Here is an 18,285-nt window from a genome sequence, read left to right as displayed (position 1 = left end):
CGGCGCCGGCTTCAGACGATCAGCCCTCTCAAGGGCTTGATGGCCTCCGAGCCCGGGAACACCGCCCTGTCAAGCATTGCACCGCTTGCGCCGAGATGATCGATCGCCAGTCCCTTGATGATCGCCCTCAGATCGGTCGTGGGCGCAAGGTCGCGCCCGTCGCGCAGTTGCGGCACCTTCAGGCCCGGCCAGTCGGCAATCACTTTGCCGCCGCGTATGCTGCCGCCGGCGAGAAAGGCGGTTGTCGCCGTTCCGTGATCGGTGCCCTCCGTGCCGTTGATGCGCGCTGTCCGGCCGAATTCGGTGGCGACGAGGATCGCCGTGTCCTTCCATACCGGCCCCAGTTCCTGTTCGAAGGCGGCGAGCGCATTGTCTAGCCCGAGAAGAAGCTTGGACAGCCGGTCGACTTCCTGTGCATGCGTATCCCAGCCTTCGAAGGCAAGGGCTGCGACACGCGGTCCTTCCGGGTGGGCGATCAACCGCGCCGCGCCGCGCGCCATCTGCTCCATGCCGGCAGGGTCACCCGGTCCGCCGGTGGCCTTGATGTCGACGCCGGAAGCGATCTTGCCGGTCTGGATCCCTTCTGCGAGCAAACCCGCCAGCATGGGGTCCGTCTGTCCGTAGAGATCGGCGAGGCGTGGCGCGAGATCGCCATCCGCGGGTTTGAGAATGGCGGGTGACCAGCCGAGGATCGGCGCCTTGCCGCGAATGACCAGCGGCGCGCTGGCGCCGACCGCAAGGCCGCGCAGGCTGCCGCCGGAAGCGGGGCTGATGGTTTCGCCCGCCGGCATCTGCTCCAGCAGCCGGTTCAGCCAGCCGGTTTCCACATGCCCGGGCGTTGAAAAGCCGGATTCGAGAACGTCCTGCCCGTCGAAATGCGAACGGTCGCGATATCCCGTCGCACTGGCATGCACGATCGCTGCCTCGCCTTTTCTGTAAAGCCTCTGGAAATTGCGAAGGGAAGGGTGAAGGGCAAAAAAGCCGTCCAGCTCAAGCGCCGGATTGCTGCCCTCCGTGCGAAGGGCGATCTGCTGGCGCAGCGCTTCATAATCGGGATCGCCGACGGGCGGCACCGCCGTCAGTCCATCCAGGGCGCCACGCAGGATGATCGTGACGAAACGCGGATCGCGTCCGCCGGCGGCATGGGCAAAGCGCGGCATGAAAGCCCAGGCGAACAGGGCGCCGCTTGCGCCGAGAACCGCGCGGCGGGTTGGGGAAAGATGTTCACACAGCATGGTCAACGCCTCTGGAATTCGGGTGAGAGGAAGGCGATCGTCAGTCCTTGCGCCTTGGTTTGCGCACGCTGGACGGCCTGTCTGGTTTCTTCGGACAAAAGTGGCCCCATCCGGTCTGCGATGAAGCTGCGGGGATCAACCGCATCGGATATCTGATGGGCAAAAAGACTGGCGGCATCGATGCGGGTCGCCAGCCCTTCCGACGATCCCCAGCCGGCGGTGACATCGGCAAAGCCGTTCGGGCCGGAGGGATTCCACAGCGGCTGCCCCAGAGCCTTGAGCACCGACAGGATTTGCTCGGGTTTCGGCGTGATCCCGCTGGAGCGGATCATGGCCACCACGAAGTCCAGCGGCGGCCTGAGCTTGGCGCGCGCCGGGCTCCACGACTGTTCGTCGTCGATCATCGCCAGATAGGCGGCGGAAAGGTCGCCATGGCTTTTGGTATAGGCGGCGGCCACCTTTGCCACCAGCTCCGGAGGTGGCTCGTCGCTGACGAAATAGCGTACCAGCTTGTAGGCAAGGTGATGCGCCGTCGCGGGATGCCGGGCGAGATCACGCAGTGCCGCGCGTCCCTGCTGTTCGCCGTTGTCGCCATAGGTGATGCCCAGCAGCGTCTGGTCGCCCGGCTCGTGATTGTTGTCGTTGAAATAGAACCGGCCCATCGGGCCTGGATGTTTTTCGTCGCGATAGACACCCCAGCCGGTGATGATCCGGGCCAGTGACGTCACGTCCGCCTGGGTGTAGCCGCCATCCACGCCAAGCGTATGAAGCTCCATGATTTCGCGCGCCAGATTTTCGTTGAGGCCGCGCTTGCCGTTCCTGTTGGCCTTCGAATTCGGTCCGATCGATTGCTGGTTGTCGAGAAAGAACAGCATTGCCGGATGTGTTTCCACCGCGATCAGCATCTCTTCGAAATTTCCGAAGAGGTGCGGGCGGATCGCCTCCCGCTCGAAGGCGCCGGCCAGCATGTGGACGTCGCCTCCCTTGCCGACCGCCACCGCGAAATGGTTGGCCCAGAACATTGCCAACCTTTCGCCAAAGCCGATCAGCGGCTGATGTATCGTACCGTTGAAGCGGGCATCCGCCTCCGCAAGCAGGATCTGCTGGGGAAGATACGGCGCCTTGGAAACGGGTGTATCCGGCTTCGTTCCCGCCTGCATGCCCGGGTTGGGCGTCATACCCGCCCTGTCCATCGTATTTGCGGCCGTCGCCATGGCCTGCGGCGACTGCCCCATGGATTTTTCAGCCGGGCCGGCGTCGCCGCCATTGGCCGAGGCGGCAATGACCGCCGGTTTTTCCCTTTCCGCCTTCACCTGCCGGTTATAATCGGCAAGTGCCGCAAGCAGGTCGGCGCTGGAATGCAATCGGGCACCAACAGGCACCGGCGTGGCGCGTTCGGTGATTTCCAGGCGCAGGAGATCGCGCGGTGCGTCGCTGATTGCGGCAATATCGCCTTCCCGTGCTCCAAGGCCGAAACGCCAGAGCGCCAGCGCTGCATCCGCATTCCGGGAGTTTGACACTTCTCTGGAATTTGACATGGTCGATACGAACTCCGTTTCGTTATCGACCCTTGAACGACGGGCTGGCCGGAATCCTGTCGGTGTTCAAATGTGATTATTTCGTGGCAGGTTTCGGCGCCTCGCGGGCAAGCAGTCCCTCGGCCAGCTTGCGGCGCGCCTCAAGCGAAAGCGTGCGCGAGAATTCCACCGCCTGCTGTTCGGTTGCCGTGCGTACGGCATATTCGGCCTTGCGGGCACGTTCCAGCGCGGCGGAGAGGGCGGCGGCATCGAAGTTTTCGGCACCCATCAGCGAAGCGGCCTCGATACGGGCCTGGCGTGCCTCGATCGTGGTTTCCCGCACGGTCTTGCGTGCATCGTTGAGGCTGCGCTGAAAGGCTTCCTTCTCGGCTTTCGGCAATTGCTCGCCGGCGAGCGGCATGCGTGATAGTGCGGCGGCGGTGTCGTTCTTCAGGTACACATAACCCGCTCCGGCGAAGGCACAGACAAGAAACGTGTTGACGCTCAGAAGAATGATCGCCAGCCAGCGGAAGTTCTGTTCGCTCATTTCCCATCCTCGGCTATTTCGCTTTCACTCTGCAAATTTCCGAAAGCTGTTAACGTATCGCCCAGCGTCAGGGCAGGTGGCGGAGAAAGATTGACGACGGCGAGCGCGCCTGTCAGCGCGCCGGCGAGACTGATGCCGATCATGCCGGCGCCCAGTCCGTATCTGACGAGACGTCTGTGCCTTGTGGTGCGCGAGCTTGCCTGCGCCAGGATCCGTGCATGAAGGCGGGCGGAAGGGTCCGGCAAGCGGTAGGAGGACAAGGCGGCATCGAGCCCCGCCGCCTCCAGGATCATGCCCCTGCCTTCTTCCGTCTGGGCAAACGCCGTTGCCCGCTCCCGATGCTCCGCCGGCCAGCGTTTGGGATCGGCGCCATAAGCCGACACAAGGTCGAAAAAAGCCTGCCTGCCCATGGGCGTTCCAGTTGCTCCGCTCATTGCTCCTGCCCTTTCAAAATCGTTGAGAGCGCCCGGCGGCCGCGTGCGAGAAGGCTCTCAAGCGCATCCACGCTGATATGCATGATCTCGGCGGCCTCACGGTTCGACATTTCCTGGTAGTAGACCAGTACGATCGCCTCCCGTTGCCGGGCCGATATGGCTTGCAGGGCATGTGCGACGATATTGCCGTCGCCGCCGTCAACGGCTGCCGAACCATCCGGCAATGGACCCGTATCGATCTGTTCGGGCGGTTCCGAAACGGGTATTTCCCTGGGTTTTCGCAGTCTGTCGTAGCAGAGATTGAGTGCGACGCGGTGGATCCACGTATCGAACTTCGCCCGGTCCCTTTGCCAGCTGCCGGCCTGTTTCCATATTCGCAGGAATGTCTCCTGCGCGATATCTTCCGCTTCCGCCCGGTCGCCCAGCATGCGGGTGGCAAGCGCCATGATCCGCGGCAGTTTGGCCGTCACCAGCGCCTGCATCGCACGGCTGTCGCCGGCCGCGACCTCCTTGAGCAAATCTGCGTCCGGATCGTCTACCAATTATCAGGCCCTGCCTTCGTAACATCCCGTCTGGCAGGGGCAATTTTGAGGTGAGGTGACAAAGGGTTCAACGCTCGTGTCCGGTTTCCTGCCATTTTAACGCAGCCATGTGCGAAAATCCGTCGCTGATCCTCACCCGCCGCAAAACATATGTCTCTTGTCTGTTCCGCCACCGCCTCTTGGTATGGCCTGCCAGATGTCATCGATGGATTTTTGGCGTTTTCAGGTTGCATAATTAATGGTGAATCCATGATTTAGCTACAATTTTTGATTGCATTCTCTCGAGATTTTGGCAGTTGATTGATTTTTTGGGTCTGCATCGGGGTTTTCCATGACTGACCAGCCCGCATCCTCGGACTTTCTCCAGGCGAGCCGTGTTCTGAAACTGTCCTCTCCGCTTGGCGAGGACGCGCTACTGCCGGAGCGTCTTTTGGTCGAGGAAGGCGTATCGCAGCTCTTCGACCTTCGCCTGGCGCAGGGGTCTTCGGACCGCAACCACATCAATGACTGGGCGCGGCGTTTTTCCTATGTGCCCGGCCAGCGGGCGGGCGCCGACTGGAATTTCGAGACGCCGGGCATGGTGGCAGGCGTGAAGCTTGGCGCTTATAACGGCTCGCCAACGGTGACGGCGCAGGGCAAGGTTGGAGTAGATCTTACGCTTGCTCAGGTAAAAGGTGGAGTGGGAGTATCCGTAACACCTTACCGTGCGGGTAATTTCGTGGTCCATTCCTTCAATGGGGTTGCGGAGTGGGCAAACTGGGATGCCCGCTTAGCTGAAATCGATAAGAGTTGGGATTGGGGTATTTTCATCGAGCTAGGCGGCGAGGCAGGTATTGGAGCCGCTGCCGCTGCGGAAGCCGAAGCAGGCACGCTCGATGACGGTAAAATTGGAGCGAGAGCCAAGGCGAAGGCGGCACTGGGGCCTGGAGCGGGGCTGAAGCTGGGCCTTGGCGTACAAACACCGAAAAAGTAAGGCAGACACGATGCAAAGGCAGTACTTGAAGATCTGGCCCGATTTGAGGGCGAAACAAATTTGGGGTCGCATTTTTGGCCTAGCAACAACTCTGCCTTTGCTTTTTAACCTATTCATCTCTGAGGTAGCCATGGCCCAGACCTATTCGACTGAACGAATTCTTGCGACGAGCACCACGATTTCGGGCAAATTTTCGCGGCGGAAAGTTGATCTTGGTGAAAGTGGCTTCAGCTTTTCCACGATCCTGAGTGAGAATATGCACGTCTGGGTCGACTCGTCTCCGGTCAAAGAGGGTGTTGTTGCCCGTATTTACGATCCGGAAGATCGCGACAAACTGATGATCGAAGTGCATCACATCCGCTTTCCGTCATTTGCTGATGCCGATACCGCCGGATACGGCTTCTTTGCGCTTAATGGCTACAATCGCATCCTTCAGGATCCCAGCCAGGGAAACAGCGTTTTTGGTTTCCTTGCTGCAAGTGAATTCAAGGAGGGAACCGGTTATGGCCGCATGTCACGTTTGGCTGCAGTCAGCTATGGCAGCGATGTTCTCATCATTCAGGCAGGTTTTGATTATGATGACTATCCTGCCTATGAAGATGCCTTGTCCCGTTTCTTCGGTGGGCTCGAAATGGAGGATGAAAGCGCTGCATTCAAAAGCTTGAAAGAGCAGACCGCGAAGGGAGGAGAAATCTTTCTCTACCCTGAAGGTTGGGACGTGAAAACGCTCGACAGCAGCAACAAGCCTCAGGGGACTTCCGACTACAACCTCTCCATGAACGGCGAGGAATATCCCAATCTTGTCGTCCACATCCGTCCGGTGGATCTCGCGAAAGGGCGCGAGGTCGCCGCCGACATGATTTCGACATTCACCAAGCAGATCGACGACAGTTCCGAGGCTTCCTTTGTCGGTGAGGCGGATATGGAAACAATCAAAAATTCGTCAGGCGAACCTGTTGCGCATGCATATGCACGCGGCTGGGATACGACTAACGGGGGGCATTTTGTAACCGAGATCCATGTTCAGAAGAATGCGAATGCCTCTTCGATTTCAGTCCTCGGTGTCAATACATATGATGCGCGCCGCAACATTCGCTCCTTCGACGAGGAGACCCAGGACATCATCTTCAAGAGCTGGGTGACGGGAATATCCGCATATTCCGTCGTGAAAAAGTCGTTGGCCATGAATAGGGACTCGATCGAGCAGGATTTTGACTTGCGTGCCCTGGGCCACTGAGCGGAAAGATCAGGCGTCATCGACGTAGATCTGGAAATCAGGCATTCGATGGAAATTTGCGATGAAAGCTGAAATCGCTGAAGACATGCCGGTTTGTAGAATATTGGCGCCTTCATCAAACAGTAGGCGCGTTCTCCGTCCGGATCATTTTTACAGGAGGTCGCAAGATGAATCATATCCCTGATCGAAACGCGCTTTTAGGGGAAGTTCTTCCGTTGCCGGAGGATGCATGGGGCAAGCTGGCAAAGCTTGCGGCGATGATCGAGTTCGATGGTTCCGGGACGCTGACGATCCGCAACGGCGAATCTCGAATCTCCCTGGGCTCTGACGGAGTCTTGAGGGTGGAAGGCAAAAAGATCATTCAGACGGCCCGCCAGAATATCGCGCTGGATGCCGCTTATATCGATCTGAACTGACAGGCATGTGGGCGGTCAGCAACAACACGCCTTTCTCGGCAGACGGTTATTTCGTCCGGGATCGCGATGGAAGGGAATATTGGTGTCTTGCCGTGCGCGGGCGGTTTCGCGCGCGTTCGGACGGCATGACCGATCTTGTCGAGCCGCCGCCTATCCGGCTCTCTCCGGCCTATCGTGATGACGAGGCAAGGGAGCTGCTCACGGATGCCGATTTTGCACCTTTCAGGCCCGCCGCCGATATTCTTGTTCATGGTTCAGCCGTTGCGCCTGACGAAAAACCCACAAACCGTATCGATGTCACGGTTGGTTTAGGAACAATGACCAAGCATGCTGTTGTCACGGGCGAGGCGCGGATGGTCAAGAAAAAGCGCGGCTGGGAGATTGCCGAAAAAAAGCAGGCGGCGCGTGTCGAACTCTCGTGGACGCGTTCGCTCGGAGGAAGCGATCCGTTTGCGGACGATGATGGTGCCGAGTGCGATGACAATCCGATTGGCCGGGGATGGTCCCGTGATTTCGAGCGCGCGCCGGAAAACGCGGAACTGGCCTTGCCTCAGATCGCGGCTCCGGCGGACGTCTTTGATCCGGGGCGACCGCTCTCCAAGCCGTTCGGGTTTGGTGCTGTCCAGCCGGCTTGGCAGGCGCGGCGTATCCATGCCGGTACCTATGACGACGCGTGGCTTAAAAACAGGTCGCCGCTTTTACCTTCCGATTTCTCCGAAAGTTTCTACCAGACCGCGCCGGCCGATCAAATCTATTCCGGCGAGTTGCGCGGCGGCGAACCGGTGCGGCTGGAAGGGCTTCATCCGGAAGGCAGTTATGCATTTCGCCTGCCGCAATGTATCCTTGAGGCCGATACGCGTATCGCCGGAAAAACGCTCACGCACAGGTTCAGGCTCGTTCAGGTTGAAATCACTGGCGATGAGCGTCTCGTGGATCTCGTCTGGAACGCCCATGTGCCATGCGGCGGGCGCGACCAGGATGTAGAGATCTCCTTCCTCCGACTGAGGCAGATGGCCGGAGTTGTCTTATGAGAGCGGCGGTTTCAATCCTGGCGGCCGGCCTGACATGTCCGGCGGGCAAAGATTTCGAAACGGCGATTGCGGCCTATTCAAGCGGCAGGCGGTTCATCGAGAAAGACCGCAATCTGGTCATGGCGGACGGGCGACCGCCGACCCTTGCGCCGGTCTATCCGTTGACGCAGGAGCGGGATTATGTCGAGCGTTTGCGAAAGTTGCTTTCCAGCGCGCTTGACGATTGTCTTGCCCAGTTGGCGCGGAGCGGACAGGAGAAGGCGGATTACGCAATGCTTCTGTTGCTGCCCTACTGGATGGAGGGCGGATCGGTTTTTGACGGCTTCAGGGCAAGGCTCAACCAGGCCGCTCTTCCGCAGGTGAAGAGCCTCGCTGTATTGTTTGGCGGACAGGCGGAGAGCCTGCAACTTGTTGGCAGGGAAGGGCCTGAAGCTGTTAGACGAACCGGCGGAATTGTTCTTGTCGCGGTCGTCGACAGCTATATCCATTCGGACATGCTCGACAGCCTTGCCTATCACGGTGAATTGCTGACGAGAGACAACCCCTATGGCATGGTTCCCGGCGAAGCTGCGGTCGTCGTCGCGCTTGGACCGGAAAACAGCGCGCGGATTGGCCGTATTGTCCGTCTGTCGACAATGGAGGAGGCCGAATCCCCCATCGATCCTGAACGCGGACTGATGGGGCGCGCGCTGGCTCGCTGTTATGAGGTGCTTCTGGGAGGCGACTTTTCACCAGATCGATTCATTATCGATTTGAACGGTGATCGGGTGCGGGCCGAGGAGTTCGGTTATGCGATAACCACCAATGGTGCGCGAATGGCTGATCTGTCCGACAGCGCCGAGATACCCTCGTTGCAGCTCGGCGATCTGGGCGCCGCAAGCGGCCTCGTGATGACGGCCCTCGCGCTTGGACCCGCTCCGCAAGCGCGTGCAGGAAAAGCAGAACCGGAAGGCGGCGAATTTCGCTATAGTCTTCTGTCTGCCAGTTCCCGAGACGGGCTGAGAGCGGCAACAATCGTGGAACGCGTCCAGCGCGACAGAGAAACCGGCAGGATAGACGCATGAAGGAAACGATCCGCATCAACGGGATTACGCTTTGCCACAAAAACTCGAACGGCTATGTCCGCTCGACCTTGCCGGATGTGTGCCTGACTCCGCCCAAGCCTGTTCCCGTGCCGTATACGAATACCGCATTTGCCCGCGACCTTGCCGACGGCACCACCACGGTGTTTTCGCATCGCGGAGCAATGAATGGCGTGCGGGGCTCCCGATTTGCTAAATCGATCGGTGATGAGCCTGGTTCGTCCGGCGGAATAAAGTCCGGCACGCATCTGCATGAGGCCACCTTTCTGTCCTGGTCTCCCAACGTGTTCATGCAGGGCCGCGCAGTGACGCGGCTTACCGACAAGATGCTCCTCAACAAGGGCAATACCGTATCGGTCGGAGGCTACAAGACTGACCTGCCCGAGGGCGATCCCGAACGTTATCTCTGCGAGGTGGGCTGCCGCTGTTATGCGCTGCATCGCCCGAGAAACAGCGTTACCGAGGGGCTTGAATGGATGGATCAGGTTTTGCCGCGCGACGATGAGGCGAGCCCCGGCCGCTATCAGCGTTGCGTCGATGCGACGATCCAGGCGCAATATCCGAACACGGTTCTTGGCGGCAGCATGCCGGTCGGCGATCCGCGCACCAATTACGGCTATATTTCCGAGCTTGGCTTCTGGGACCCGAACAATCCGAACAACACGTTCCCGGATAAACCGCCCGGCAATGTCATCCTGCAGGGAGAGGAACACGACATTCCCAAGGTTCCCCGCCGGGCGCCCTGGGGCGGTACGCGATGGTTCAATGTGCGCGGCTCCCGCTGGCTGGATGTGGTGAAAGTCGAGAACGGCCAGATGACCCATATGTACGACATGAAGTTTCCGGGCGACAAGTTTCCGAATGAAACCGCAAAGAATGATGCCTATCGCGCTATCGCACGGCGGCATAGAGCTCGCTACAGGGAATTTGTGGTGCTGGATGAGTGCGATAATTGCGAAGAGTCTGTAAGGCAGCGTGAGCAGGAGCGTCAGTGGGAAGCAGAAGAGCGATGGCGGCAGCTGAAAAAGGGGCTTGAGAATGCTCCGCCGATCTGGCTTCCCTTGCCCGGGCCTCGGATCCCTGGCGGACGCCGCCCGCCCGTGCCAAGCTGGTAGGATGATGTCATGAATTTAAACGAATTGGTCGCTGCTGTCGCGAACTTCGAAGAACACGGTGAACTCGACAAATTGGATGAAATCGGATTGCCGGCTGGCAATGCCCTCCAATGGGTGTTCGGGCCGACATCCGGGTTCTATTTTACCGATGGGGAAGCGCATCAGATACGCCAATCCAAGCTCGGTTCGGCAGTAAGGGTTTCGGAGAGGCTGTCATTTTCCCTAGCACTAAAGCAGGGCATATGCGTCCGGGCCATATAGCGAGCCACAGATATGAAGGAACTTGCCACACGCTCGGTTACCAAATCTTTAGTTGTGCACCCCTTCGCGAATACCTAGCTTAATGACGAGGCCGTATCGGATTTGAGATTAGAGACGGGAACCGCATCCCGTCTCCGTCTCATCCCGGAAAGACCCTTCCTTCAAGGTCGAGATCTCCGTCATGAGTTTTCAATACGATAACACATTCACTTTCGCCTTCATCATCTCCCTGCCAGAGGCATGTAACGATGCGTGCCGCACTTGATTTCGCACCCGGCGCACCCGGCATTGACGCACGCTGGACGTCGAGCGCCAAGAATGGCGTGGGAACCGCGCTGTCGAAAAATTCACCAATCTGGTTTACGCTCAGCCACGGTATCCTCAACGAGGTCTATTACCCGCGGATCGATAGTGCCTGCACCCGCGATCTCGGTCTTGTGGTCACCAGAGACGACGGATATTTTTCGGAAGAGAAACGGGACTGTACTTCCGTTACCCGCCCTTTCGAGAGTGGAATTCCCGCGTTCCACATCACCAATACGGCGACAGATGGAGCCTACCGGATCGAAAAACAGGTCATCACCGATCCGGCGCGGGCCTGTGTTCTTCAGCATGTCTCCTTCTTCCCACTGAACGGAAAGACAGGGGATTATCGTGTAAGCGTCCTTCTCGCGCCGCATCTGGTCAATGCAGGTAATCTCAACTCCGCGTGGATAGGGGATTATGAGGGGCGTCGGGTGTTGTTTGCGGTGGGCCGCTCACGATATCTCGCTCTGGTCTGCGATCGTCCCTGGCGCGCTGCAAGTGCGGGTTTTGTTGGCGTTTCCGATGGCTGGCAACAATTGCGCCGGCACGGACGCCTTATTGAGGAGTACCAGCGGGCGGATGACGGCAATGTTTCGCTGGCTGCGGAAATCGATTTTAGCGAAACCCACGATACGGCGACCTTGGCGCTCGGTTTCGGCCAGACTGAATATGAAGCTGCAGCCTGTGCTGTCGCAAGTCTGAAGTCCGGCTTCAGACGCGCACACGATGCCTATGTCGACAACTGGCGTAGCTGGCAGGACAGTCTTGGCCGCCTCGACCGCGATACCCATCACGGCGTTAACTCCTATCGCGTCTCGACCGCTGTGCTTGCCGCGCATCGTGCCGCAGACCGGCCCGGAGCTGTCGTGGCAAGTCTATCGATCCCATGGGGAGCCTCCAAGGGCGATGACGATCTTGGCGGATATCATCTGATATGGCCGCGAGATCTGGTGGAAGCCGCTGGCGGGTTTCTGGCGGCCGGCGACCACGATGAGGCTTTGGCCATCCTTGATTATCTGCGCCAGGTGCAGCAGCCCTCGGGGCGGTGGCCGCAAAATCTCTGGCTGGATGGCAAGCCCTATTGGCCGGGCGTTCAGATGGACGAATGCGCCTTTCCAATCCTGCTTGCGGATATCCTGCATCGGCACGGCCACCTCGACCACGCCGCAAGGGCGGATTATATGCCGATGATCCGTAGCGCTGCGGCCTATATTCTGGCAAACGGCCCAACGACCGGCGAGGACAGGTGGGAGGAGGATGCAGGCTACAGCCCGTTCACGCTTGCCGTCGAGATCGCCGCGCTGCTTGCCGCCGCAGATCTGCTGGATATGGAGGGCGATGCGGCCGAAGCCACGCATCTGCGGCAGACAGCCGATTGCTGGAATGAGCAGATCGAAAGGTGGACATTTGCCGGTGACCAGACCCTGTGCGCGCAGCTTGGTATTTCGGGCCATTATGTTCGCATCGCCTCTCCCGGTACCACCGATGCTGTCCAGCCCTCGGGCATGACGCCCATCCTCAACCAGAGACCGGATCGCGCTTTCCTGCCAACAAGCGATGTCATCAGCCCTGATGCACTTGCGCTGGTCCGCTTCGGCCTGCGCGCACCGGACGATCCCCATATTGTCGCAACGGTCACGGCGATCGATCATTGCCTGCGCGCCGACCTGCCGCAGGGGCCGGTCTGGTACAGGTACACGGGCGACGGATATGGTGAGCATGCTGATGGAACAGCATTTGACGGCACGGGTCAGGGCAGGCCATGGCCCCTTCTGACCGGCGAGCGTGCCCATTACGAACTTGCTGCGGGTAGACGCGGGGCAGCGGAAGCCTTGCTGACGACCATGGAAAAATCGGCGGGGCAGAGTGGCCTTTTCCCTGAGCAGGTCTGGGATCAATCCGATCTTCCCGACAGGGAGCTGTTCTATGGCCACCCGTCGGGCAGCGCAATGCCGTTGGTCTGGGCGCATGCAGAACATATCAAGCTTCTGCGTTCGCTTGCCGATGGTTCCGTTTTCGACATGCCGCCGCAGGGTGTTGAGCGCTACATCCGCAACAAGACGCCGTCGCATCTTCGAATCTGGCGCTTCAACAACAAGATATCAGCCATGCCAGCCGGCAAGGTTCTGCGGCTTGACCTGACGGATAATGCCATCGTGCACTGGAGCGCCGACGGCTGGGCGACAACCACAGACACAAGCACGACGGCCTCCGGTCTCGGCACGCATTTTGCGGACTTGCCCGTGCAGCAACTGGCGGCCGGCGGCACGATTGTGTTCACCTTCTACTGGCGAGATGCTGGAGTGTGGGAAAACGAGGACTTTACCGTTCGCCTCGGCGAATGAACCAGCAATAGCGAGTTGCACAAAAGGAGTGTCAGGATGCAGATTGGAATGGTTGGGCTTGGGCGGATGGGCGCAAACATGGTGCGCCGCCTTTTGAAACACGGGCATGATTGCGTGGTTTTCGACGTCAACCCCGACAATGTCGCGGCGCTGGTGAAAGAAGGCGCAACGGGCGCAACCTCGCCGGACGATCTCGTCGCCAGGCTCTCACCGCCGCGCGCCGTGTGGCTGATGCTGCCCGCCGCGATCACGCCGAAAATCGCGCGGGACTTTGCGGGCAAACTTCAGGCGGGCGATGCCATCATCGATGGCGGCAATTCATTTTACCGCGACGCGATCGATCTCGCCGCCGAATTTGCGCCTCGCAGCATCGATTTCATCGATGCCGGCACGTCAGGTGGCGTCTGGGGGCTGGAGCGCGGTTACTCCCTGATGATTGGCGGGCCGGTGGCTGCGGTCCAGCGTCTCGACCCGATCTTCGCCTCTCTCGCGCCCGGCGCAGGTCTGGGGATCGCCGCCGACCCGGTCACCCGAACGGCACCGATGGGATATCTGCATTGCGGCCCGTCGGGAGCGGGGCATTTCGTCAAGATGGTCCACAATGGCATCGAATACGGTGTCATGGCCGCCTATGCGGAGGGTCTCAACATCCTGAAAGCCTCCAATGCGGGCACACAACACCGCGAAGCGGACGCCGAAACCGCCCCGCTCGCCCATCCGCAATATTACCAGTTCGATATTGATCTTCCCGCCGTTACGGAGGTCTGGCGGCACGGCTCGGTCATCGGCTCGTGGCTGCTCGACCTCACGGCGCAGGCCCTGAAACAGGACCCGAACCTCGATCAATATGGCGGGCGCGTGTCGGATTCCGGTGAAGGACGCTGGACCCTGCAGGCGGCCGTCGAAACCGGCGTACCGGCCCCCGTTTTGGCATCGGCCCTTTTCGAGCGTTTTTCCTCGCGCGGCGAGGCCGAATTTGCCGGCAAGGTGCTGTCGGCCATGCGCAATGCCTTTGGTGGCCATCTGGAGAAAGCCAAATGAAGACCTCAGCCACGGACAGGCAGCGATCGGACGTGCTGGTGGTGTTCGGCGCCACGGGCGATCTTGCCTATAAGATGATCTTTCCCTCTCTTTACGCCATGGTGAAACGTGGCGCGCTGCAAACGCCCATCATTGGCGTCGCTTTCGACGATTGGCCGCGTGAGCAGCTGATAGCGCGGGCGCGCGATGCGGTCGCCAACCATGTGGACAAGATCGATGAAGCCGTCTTCGAAAAATTCGCCGCACAGCTGACCTATGTCTCCGGCGATTATCGCAACGAAGCGACATTCGAAAGGCTGCGCACGGCGCTTGGCGGGCACCAGAATCCGCTTTATTACCTTGCCATCCCGCCGTCTCTCTTCGAAACCGTGGTAACCGGCCTCAACAAGGCGGGCATCGCCGCTTCGGCGCGGCTGATGGTTGAGAAACCCTTCGGCCGTGACCTTGCCTCCGCCGAAGCGTTGAACGAAGCGCTGCACGCGGTTTTCGCAGAGGATGCAATTTTCCGCATCGACCATTTCCTCGGTAAGGAGGCCATCCAGAACCTTCTTTATTTCCGGTTTGCCAATGCCTTTCTCGAGCCCGTATGGAACCGCGACCATGTCGAAAGCGTGCAGATCACCATGGCCGAAGATTTCGGCATCAAGGGGCGCGGCAAGTTTTATGACGAGGTCGGATGTATCCGCGACGTGATCCAGAACCATCTGATCAATGTGCTGTTGCTGCTGGCCATGGAGCCGCCGGCCACAAGCGTCTCGGATGATCTCGTCGATGAAAAAGTACAGATACTGAAAGCCATGCCGCCGCTCACTCGTAACGATGTGGTGCGCGGACAGTTCAGAGGCTATCTGGACGAGCCGGGTGTCGCGCCGGCATCCAGTCGGGAAACCTTCGCCGCCGTGCGCTTTCGCGTCGCCACCTGGCGCTGGAATGGCGTGCCCTTCTTCATCCGCGCCGGCAAGAACCTGCCAGCGCATGCGACCGAAGTTGTGGTCCGCTTCAAGCGGCCGCCAATTGCGCTCTTTGGCGATGTCGAGACAACGCCCGCCAATTATGTGCGCTTCCGTCTGGGGCCGGATATCGCGATTGGAATCGGCGCGCGCCGCAAGGCTGCTGGCGATGGCATGCGCGGCGAGGCCGTAGAACTCGGCGCGGTCGATGACGGTATTGGTGATATGGCGCCTTATGAGCGGCTGATCGGCGATGCGATGGCCGGCGAACGACAGCTCTTCACCCGTCAGGATGCGGCGGAACTGGCCTGGAAGATCGTGGAGCCTATCCTCGATGATCCCGCCGTGCCGCCTGCATATGAGGTGGGAAGCTGGGGTCCGGCGGAAATGGCAGGGTTTGGCCCGCCAGGCGGATGGGTTGATCCCGATTAGCGACCAACACACATAGTCGACGGAGGCCAGTACATGGCAGAGGATCAAACCGTTCTTGCAATTGATATCGGCGGCAGTCACGTGAAGATCCGCTTGAGCACAGGTGGCGAAGAGCGCAAGGTTGAAAGCGGCAAGACAATGACGGGACAGGAAATGGTCGCCGCGGTAACCGCCATGGCAAAGGATATGACCTATGACGTTATCGCCATGGGATATCCCGGCCCGGTCGTTCACAACAAACCGCTTCGGGAACCGGTCAATCTGGGCGAAGGCTGGGTCGGCTATGATTATGAGGGCGCTTTCAATTGTCCCGTTCGCATCGTCAACGATGCGCTCATGCAGGCGATTGGCTCTTACAAGGGCGGACGCATGTTGTTTCTCGGTCTCGGCACGGGTTTGGGCGCCGCGATGATCGTCGAAAACGTTGCCCAGCCGATGGAGATCGCCCATCTTCCTTACCGCAAGGGCAAAACCTACGAGCATTATGTCAGCGAGGCTTATCGGGAAAAGAAAGGCAACGCGAAATGGCAAAAGCGCGTCCAAGACGTTGTGGAGCGCCTGAGCGCGGCTCTTGAACCGGATGAGGTCGTCATCGGCGGCGGCAATGTGGAGAGGCTCGAAAATCTGCCGCCGAAGTGCAGACGCGGAGACAACGCTCTGGCTTTCGAAGGCGGGTTCCGCCTGTGGAAGAACCCGGACCTCGTCGTATAGGCGGCACAGCAGTTACCATCAGCGTCTGATCGATAAAGACGAGCCGCGACAATACCTGGTAAAGAGCCGCTTGCGGCGGCTGATTGCTTCTGCGGTTCTCTGATGATAGCGGATATTCTCGGTGCGGTTTTCCAAAGCGGCGCGGCTTGCGCGTCGATTTACGGAACCACCGTCGCACTTTTGTCTCGCGACTGAAACCAAACCAGTCTCTTCTTCGTATCTAGGCCAGCAGCCTGCTTGGCGCTAACGGAGAAGACGGCCTGATGGAGCTTGGAAGAGACGGTAGGCGGACGGGCTTGGCTGTAACCGATGACCTGACAAAGGCGACACTGACCGTTGCCTGGGTCATCATCCTCAACAAGCCGTTTTATCCGCTTTATGTCTGGTATCTGGTCGACGCCGATGCTGCTGTGGCATCGCTCGTTACCGTGCTGTCGCTGCCTTTTTTCCTTGCGATTCCGTTTCTTGCAAAGAAATCACATCTGGCTGCGCGCCTAGCGCTTCCTCTTGTGGGAACGCTCGATACCCTGTTTGAAACGGCGATGTTCGGCCATGCATCCGGCACCGAATTTTTCTTTGCGGCCTGCATCATGCTGGCGGCCATCTCGTTCCGTGCGGACGAGAAACGCTGGCAATATGCGATGGCAGTTCTTGTGTTTATCGTGTTCTTCTGCTCGCGCACATTTCTGGGCGCCGAGGTGCAATCCTGGTCGGCAGGCGATCTTGCAACGCTTCTCAATCTGAATGCGTTCTCTGCTGCCAGTCTCATGGCCTTTATCGCGCTCCGATATGCCGGCTTGTCACGGCGAACTGAAATCTGAACCCGATTGATCGACAGGAGGAGTTTATGCGGAAAAATTGCAAGCTCATCAGATAAGGGGGGCGTCGAAAAGTCAGCTGGCCGGCACGGGGAGCTTTCAAGGATCTTTGCCTCAGACCGGATCATAATGTCGGCAAGGCCTTCACCAGCATGTCGCGATAGCCCGATGTGCCGACGGCCGGATATTCTATTCCACAGTGCCGTTTACGAAACTGCCGAGTTCCTAGAACGCCTGACGAAAGTGGAGGTCGAGGTCAGCCAGATAGATATCTTTGGCTAATTGTTATCCTCCTCCCCCGGCATGGTGCTTGACGTCCGCAACTGGTCAAGCTGTGATGAGATTGTACCAGCCATCATGGAATCGGTAGAACCCGTCCTGGGCACGGGAGGTTCGAGCATTTCCCGCTTCGGGAGGCCGAGAAAAACACCCCGAATGTTCCGCCTGAACAGGCCATCGGTAATAGTTGATGCCTCCTTCGAGGAGCAGCGGAAACGCGCGCCATTTTCCGCTTATTTTACAAAAGGTAAGGGTTGATCCGAAACAATTGAATTGAAGTCGCCTATGGAAGCATAGCGCGCCGCCCGCACCTTGCTGAACTTGCTGCTGTCAACCACAAGATGCTTTTGCATTGAGCGTTGCATGACCATCTGTTTGATCGGCACTTCATGAAAATGCGAACAAGTCACGCCGTGATGTCCGTCCACGCCGCCTGCAGACAAGAATGCTTTGTTGATATTGACGCGCTTCAGCACGTCAAAGCCCTCATCCCCCGAGAACGAGGCCGCCTCCGGATGATAGAGTCCACCGAGCATGATGAGGCGGACATCGTTTCTGCTTGCCAGCTCCTCGGCAACATTGAGAGAATAGCAGATGGCGGTGACATGTGCATTTACCGGAATTTGCCGCGCCAGATGCGGCATCGTCGTTCCACAGTCGATGAATATAGTGTCATGTGGCTCGATCAAAGCCGCAGCCTGCGCGCATGCGCGCATCTTGGCCGCCGCATGGCTGTCCTTTTCCTGCTCCAGCACATAGTCGCTGCTGACTGCGCCATCCTGAACCGGAATGATGTAGCCGCCAAGACAGCTCAATCGTTCGCCATCGGCGGCAATGTCGCGGCGAATGGTAATTTCGGACACGCCAAGCCGGGACGCGGCGTCCCGCAGTCTCAGGACGCCCGTTTCCTGGACCAGTCTGGTCAGTGCGTCCAACCTGGCATTGTGTGCACTTATTTTGCTCACCTTGTTTTCGCTTTCGGTTTCTCGCTGCTCTTCACATTTCGGTGTTGC

The 18,285-nt window shown here is 59.1% G+C and carries 16 protein-coding genes and 1 pseudogene; 11 read left to right on the top strand and 6 right to left on the bottom strand.

Annotated elements, in window-relative coordinates; all coding sequences use genetic code 11:
• Nucleotides 1–11: 11 nt before the first annotated feature.
• The 5 genes from ACI2KA_RS19140 to ACI2KA_RS19120 all read right to left on the bottom strand — a co-directional run bounded on the left by ACI2KA_RS19140 (nt 12) and on the right by ACI2KA_RS19120 (nt 4,275).
• Nucleotides 12–1,235, bottom strand: coding sequence for a DUF1501 domain-containing protein (locus ACI2KA_RS19140; protein ID WP_404504040.1), 1,224 nt, complete (start codon nt 1,233–1,235; stop codon nt 12–14).
• A gap of 2 nt (nt 1,236–1,237) precedes the next feature.
• Nucleotides 1,238–2,773, bottom strand: a complete 1,536-nt coding sequence (locus ACI2KA_RS19135; RefSeq protein ID WP_404504039.1) for a DUF1800 family protein — start codon at nt 2,771–2,773, stop codon at nt 1,238–1,240.
• Nucleotides 2,774–2,849: 76 nt separating this feature from the next.
• Nucleotides 2,850–3,299 (bottom strand): periplasmic heavy metal sensor, encoded by a 450-nt coding sequence (locus ACI2KA_RS19130; protein ID WP_404504038.1) that lies wholly within the window; start codon nt 3,297–3,299, stop codon nt 2,850–2,852.
• Nucleotides 3,296–3,733 (bottom strand): hypothetical protein, encoded by a 438-nt coding sequence (locus ACI2KA_RS19125; protein ID WP_404504037.1) that lies wholly within the window; start codon nt 3,731–3,733, stop codon nt 3,296–3,298. Before ACI2KA_RS19125 ends, ACI2KA_RS19130 begins: the two co-directional genes overlap by 4 nt.
• Complete coding sequence (locus tag ACI2KA_RS19120) at nt 3,730–4,275, bottom strand: RNA polymerase sigma factor (RefSeq protein ID WP_404504036.1); 546 nt, start codon at nt 4,273–4,275, stop codon at nt 3,730–3,732. The genes ACI2KA_RS19125 and ACI2KA_RS19120 overlap by 4 nt, the downstream gene beginning before the upstream one ends.
• A 331-nt stretch (nt 4,276–4,606) precedes the next feature.
• Between ACI2KA_RS19120 and ACI2KA_RS19115 the strand changes: the two are divergent.
• The 11 genes and pseudogenes from ACI2KA_RS19115 to ACI2KA_RS19065 all read left to right on the top strand — a co-directional run.
• Nucleotides 4,607–4,903: pseudogene (locus ACI2KA_RS19115) on the top strand (hypothetical protein); the annotation flags it as partial.
• Between the two features lie 475 nt (nt 4,904–5,378).
• Nucleotides 5,379–6,485, top strand: coding sequence for a hypothetical protein (locus tag ACI2KA_RS19110; RefSeq protein ID WP_404504035.1), 1,107 nt, complete (start codon nt 5,379–5,381; stop codon nt 6,483–6,485).
• Between the two features lie 167 nt (nt 6,486–6,652).
• On the top strand, nt 6,653–6,901 hold the full coding sequence (locus ACI2KA_RS19105) for a hypothetical protein (RefSeq protein ID WP_404504034.1): 249 nt from the start codon (nt 6,653–6,655) through the stop codon (nt 6,899–6,901).
• A gap of 5 nt (nt 6,902–6,906) precedes the next feature.
• The gene (locus ACI2KA_RS19100) at nt 6,907–7,932 is read left to right on the top strand and encodes a DUF2169 domain-containing protein (protein ID WP_404504033.1); all 1,026 of its coding nucleotides are present in this window, start codon (nt 6,907–6,909) and stop codon (nt 7,930–7,932) included.
• Nucleotides 7,929–8,996 (top strand): hypothetical protein, encoded by a 1,068-nt coding sequence (locus tag ACI2KA_RS19095; RefSeq protein ID WP_404504032.1) that lies wholly within the window; start codon nt 7,929–7,931, stop codon nt 8,994–8,996. Before ACI2KA_RS19100 ends, ACI2KA_RS19095 begins: the two co-directional genes overlap by 4 nt.
• A complete protein-coding gene (locus ACI2KA_RS19090; protein WP_404504031.1) occupies nt 8,993–10,129 on the top strand; it encodes a DUF4150 domain-containing protein in 1,137 nt (378 codons plus the stop codon). The genes ACI2KA_RS19095 and ACI2KA_RS19090 overlap by 4 nt, the downstream gene beginning before the upstream one ends.
• A gap of 509 nt (nt 10,130–10,638) precedes the next feature.
• On the top strand, nt 10,639–13,041 hold the full coding sequence (locus tag ACI2KA_RS19085; protein WP_404504030.1) for a glucan 1,4-alpha-glucosidase: 2,403 nt from the start codon (nt 10,639–10,641) through the stop codon (nt 13,039–13,041).
• 36 nt (nt 13,042–13,077) lie between these two features.
• Complete coding sequence (gene gnd / locus ACI2KA_RS19080) at nt 13,078–14,082, top strand: phosphogluconate dehydrogenase (NAD(+)-dependent, decarboxylating) (RefSeq protein ID WP_404504029.1); 1,005 nt, start codon at nt 13,078–13,080, stop codon at nt 14,080–14,082.
• Complete coding sequence (gene zwf, locus ACI2KA_RS19075; RefSeq protein WP_404504028.1) at nt 14,079–15,464, top strand: glucose-6-phosphate dehydrogenase; 1,386 nt, start codon at nt 14,079–14,081, stop codon at nt 15,462–15,464. Before gnd ends, zwf begins: the two co-directional genes overlap by 4 nt.
• 33 nt (nt 15,465–15,497) lie before the next feature.
• A complete protein-coding gene (locus tag ACI2KA_RS19070) occupies nt 15,498–16,175 on the top strand; it encodes an ROK family protein (RefSeq protein ID WP_404504027.1) in 678 nt (225 codons plus the stop codon).
• 263 nt (nt 16,176–16,438) lie between these two features.
• Complete coding sequence (locus ACI2KA_RS19065; protein ID WP_404504026.1) at nt 16,439–16,996, top strand: hypothetical protein; 558 nt, start codon at nt 16,439–16,441, stop codon at nt 16,994–16,996.
• 509 nt (nt 16,997–17,505) lie between these two features.
• Here the strand turns inward: ACI2KA_RS19065 and ACI2KA_RS19060 are convergent.
• A complete protein-coding gene (locus ACI2KA_RS19060; protein ID WP_404504146.1) occupies nt 17,506–18,237 on the bottom strand; it encodes a DeoR/GlpR family DNA-binding transcription regulator in 732 nt (243 codons plus the stop codon).
• Between the last annotated feature and the right edge of the window lie 48 nt (nt 18,238–18,285).

The organism is Agrobacterium sp. NPDC089420 (genome assembly GCF_044900305.1).
Taxonomy (GTDB): Bacteria; Pseudomonadota; Alphaproteobacteria; order Rhizobiales; family Rhizobiaceae; genus Agrobacterium.
The sequence above is the reverse complement of the archived record's forward strand: the minus strand, read 5'-3'. Positions and strand labels throughout refer to the sequence as shown.

Excerpts from the sequence above, each read along its gene's own strand:
- ACI2KA_RS19095 (WP_404504032.1), top strand. The coding sequence starts at position 7,929 with ATGAGAGCGGCGGTTTCAATCCTGGCGGCCGGCCTGACATGTCCGGCG.
- ACI2KA_RS19110 (WP_404504035.1), top strand. The coding sequence starts at position 5,379 with ATGGCCCAGACCTATTCGACTGAACGAATTCTTGCGACGAGCACCACG.
- ACI2KA_RS19100 (WP_404504033.1), top strand. The coding sequence starts at position 6,907 with ATGTGGGCGGTCAGCAACAACACGCCTTTCTCGGCAGACGGTTATTTC.
- ACI2KA_RS19070 (WP_404504027.1), top strand. The coding sequence starts at position 15,498 with ATGGCAGAGGATCAAACCGTTCTTGCAATTGATATCGGCGGCAGTCAC.
- ACI2KA_RS19065 (WP_404504026.1), top strand. The coding sequence starts at position 16,439 with ATGGAGCTTGGAAGAGACGGTAGGCGGACGGGCTTGGCTGTAACCGAT.
- ACI2KA_RS19135 (WP_404504039.1), bottom strand. The coding sequence starts at position 2,773 with ATGTCAAATTCCAGAGAAGTGTCAAACTCCCGGAATGCGGATGCAGCG.
- ACI2KA_RS19130 (WP_404504038.1), bottom strand. The coding sequence starts at position 3,299 with ATGAGCGAACAGAACTTCCGCTGGCTGGCGATCATTCTTCTGAGCGTC.
- gnd (WP_404504029.1), top strand. The coding sequence starts at position 13,078 with ATGCAGATTGGAATGGTTGGGCTTGGGCGGATGGGCGCAAACATGGTG.
- ACI2KA_RS19140 (WP_404504040.1), bottom strand. The coding sequence starts at position 1,235 with ATGCTGTGTGAACATCTTTCCCCAACCCGCCGCGCGGTTCTCGGCGCA.
- ACI2KA_RS19085 (WP_404504030.1), top strand. The coding sequence starts at position 10,639 with ATGCGTGCCGCACTTGATTTCGCACCCGGCGCACCCGGCATTGACGCA.
- ACI2KA_RS19090 (WP_404504031.1), top strand. The coding sequence starts at position 8,993 with ATGAAGGAAACGATCCGCATCAACGGGATTACGCTTTGCCACAAAAAC.
- zwf (WP_404504028.1), top strand. The coding sequence starts at position 14,079 with ATGAAGACCTCAGCCACGGACAGGCAGCGATCGGACGTGCTGGTGGTG.
- ACI2KA_RS19105 (WP_404504034.1), top strand. The coding sequence starts at position 6,653 with ATGAATCATATCCCTGATCGAAACGCGCTTTTAGGGGAAGTTCTTCCG.
- ACI2KA_RS19125 (WP_404504037.1), bottom strand. The coding sequence starts at position 3,733 with ATGAGCGGAGCAACTGGAACGCCCATGGGCAGGCAGGCTTTTTTCGAC.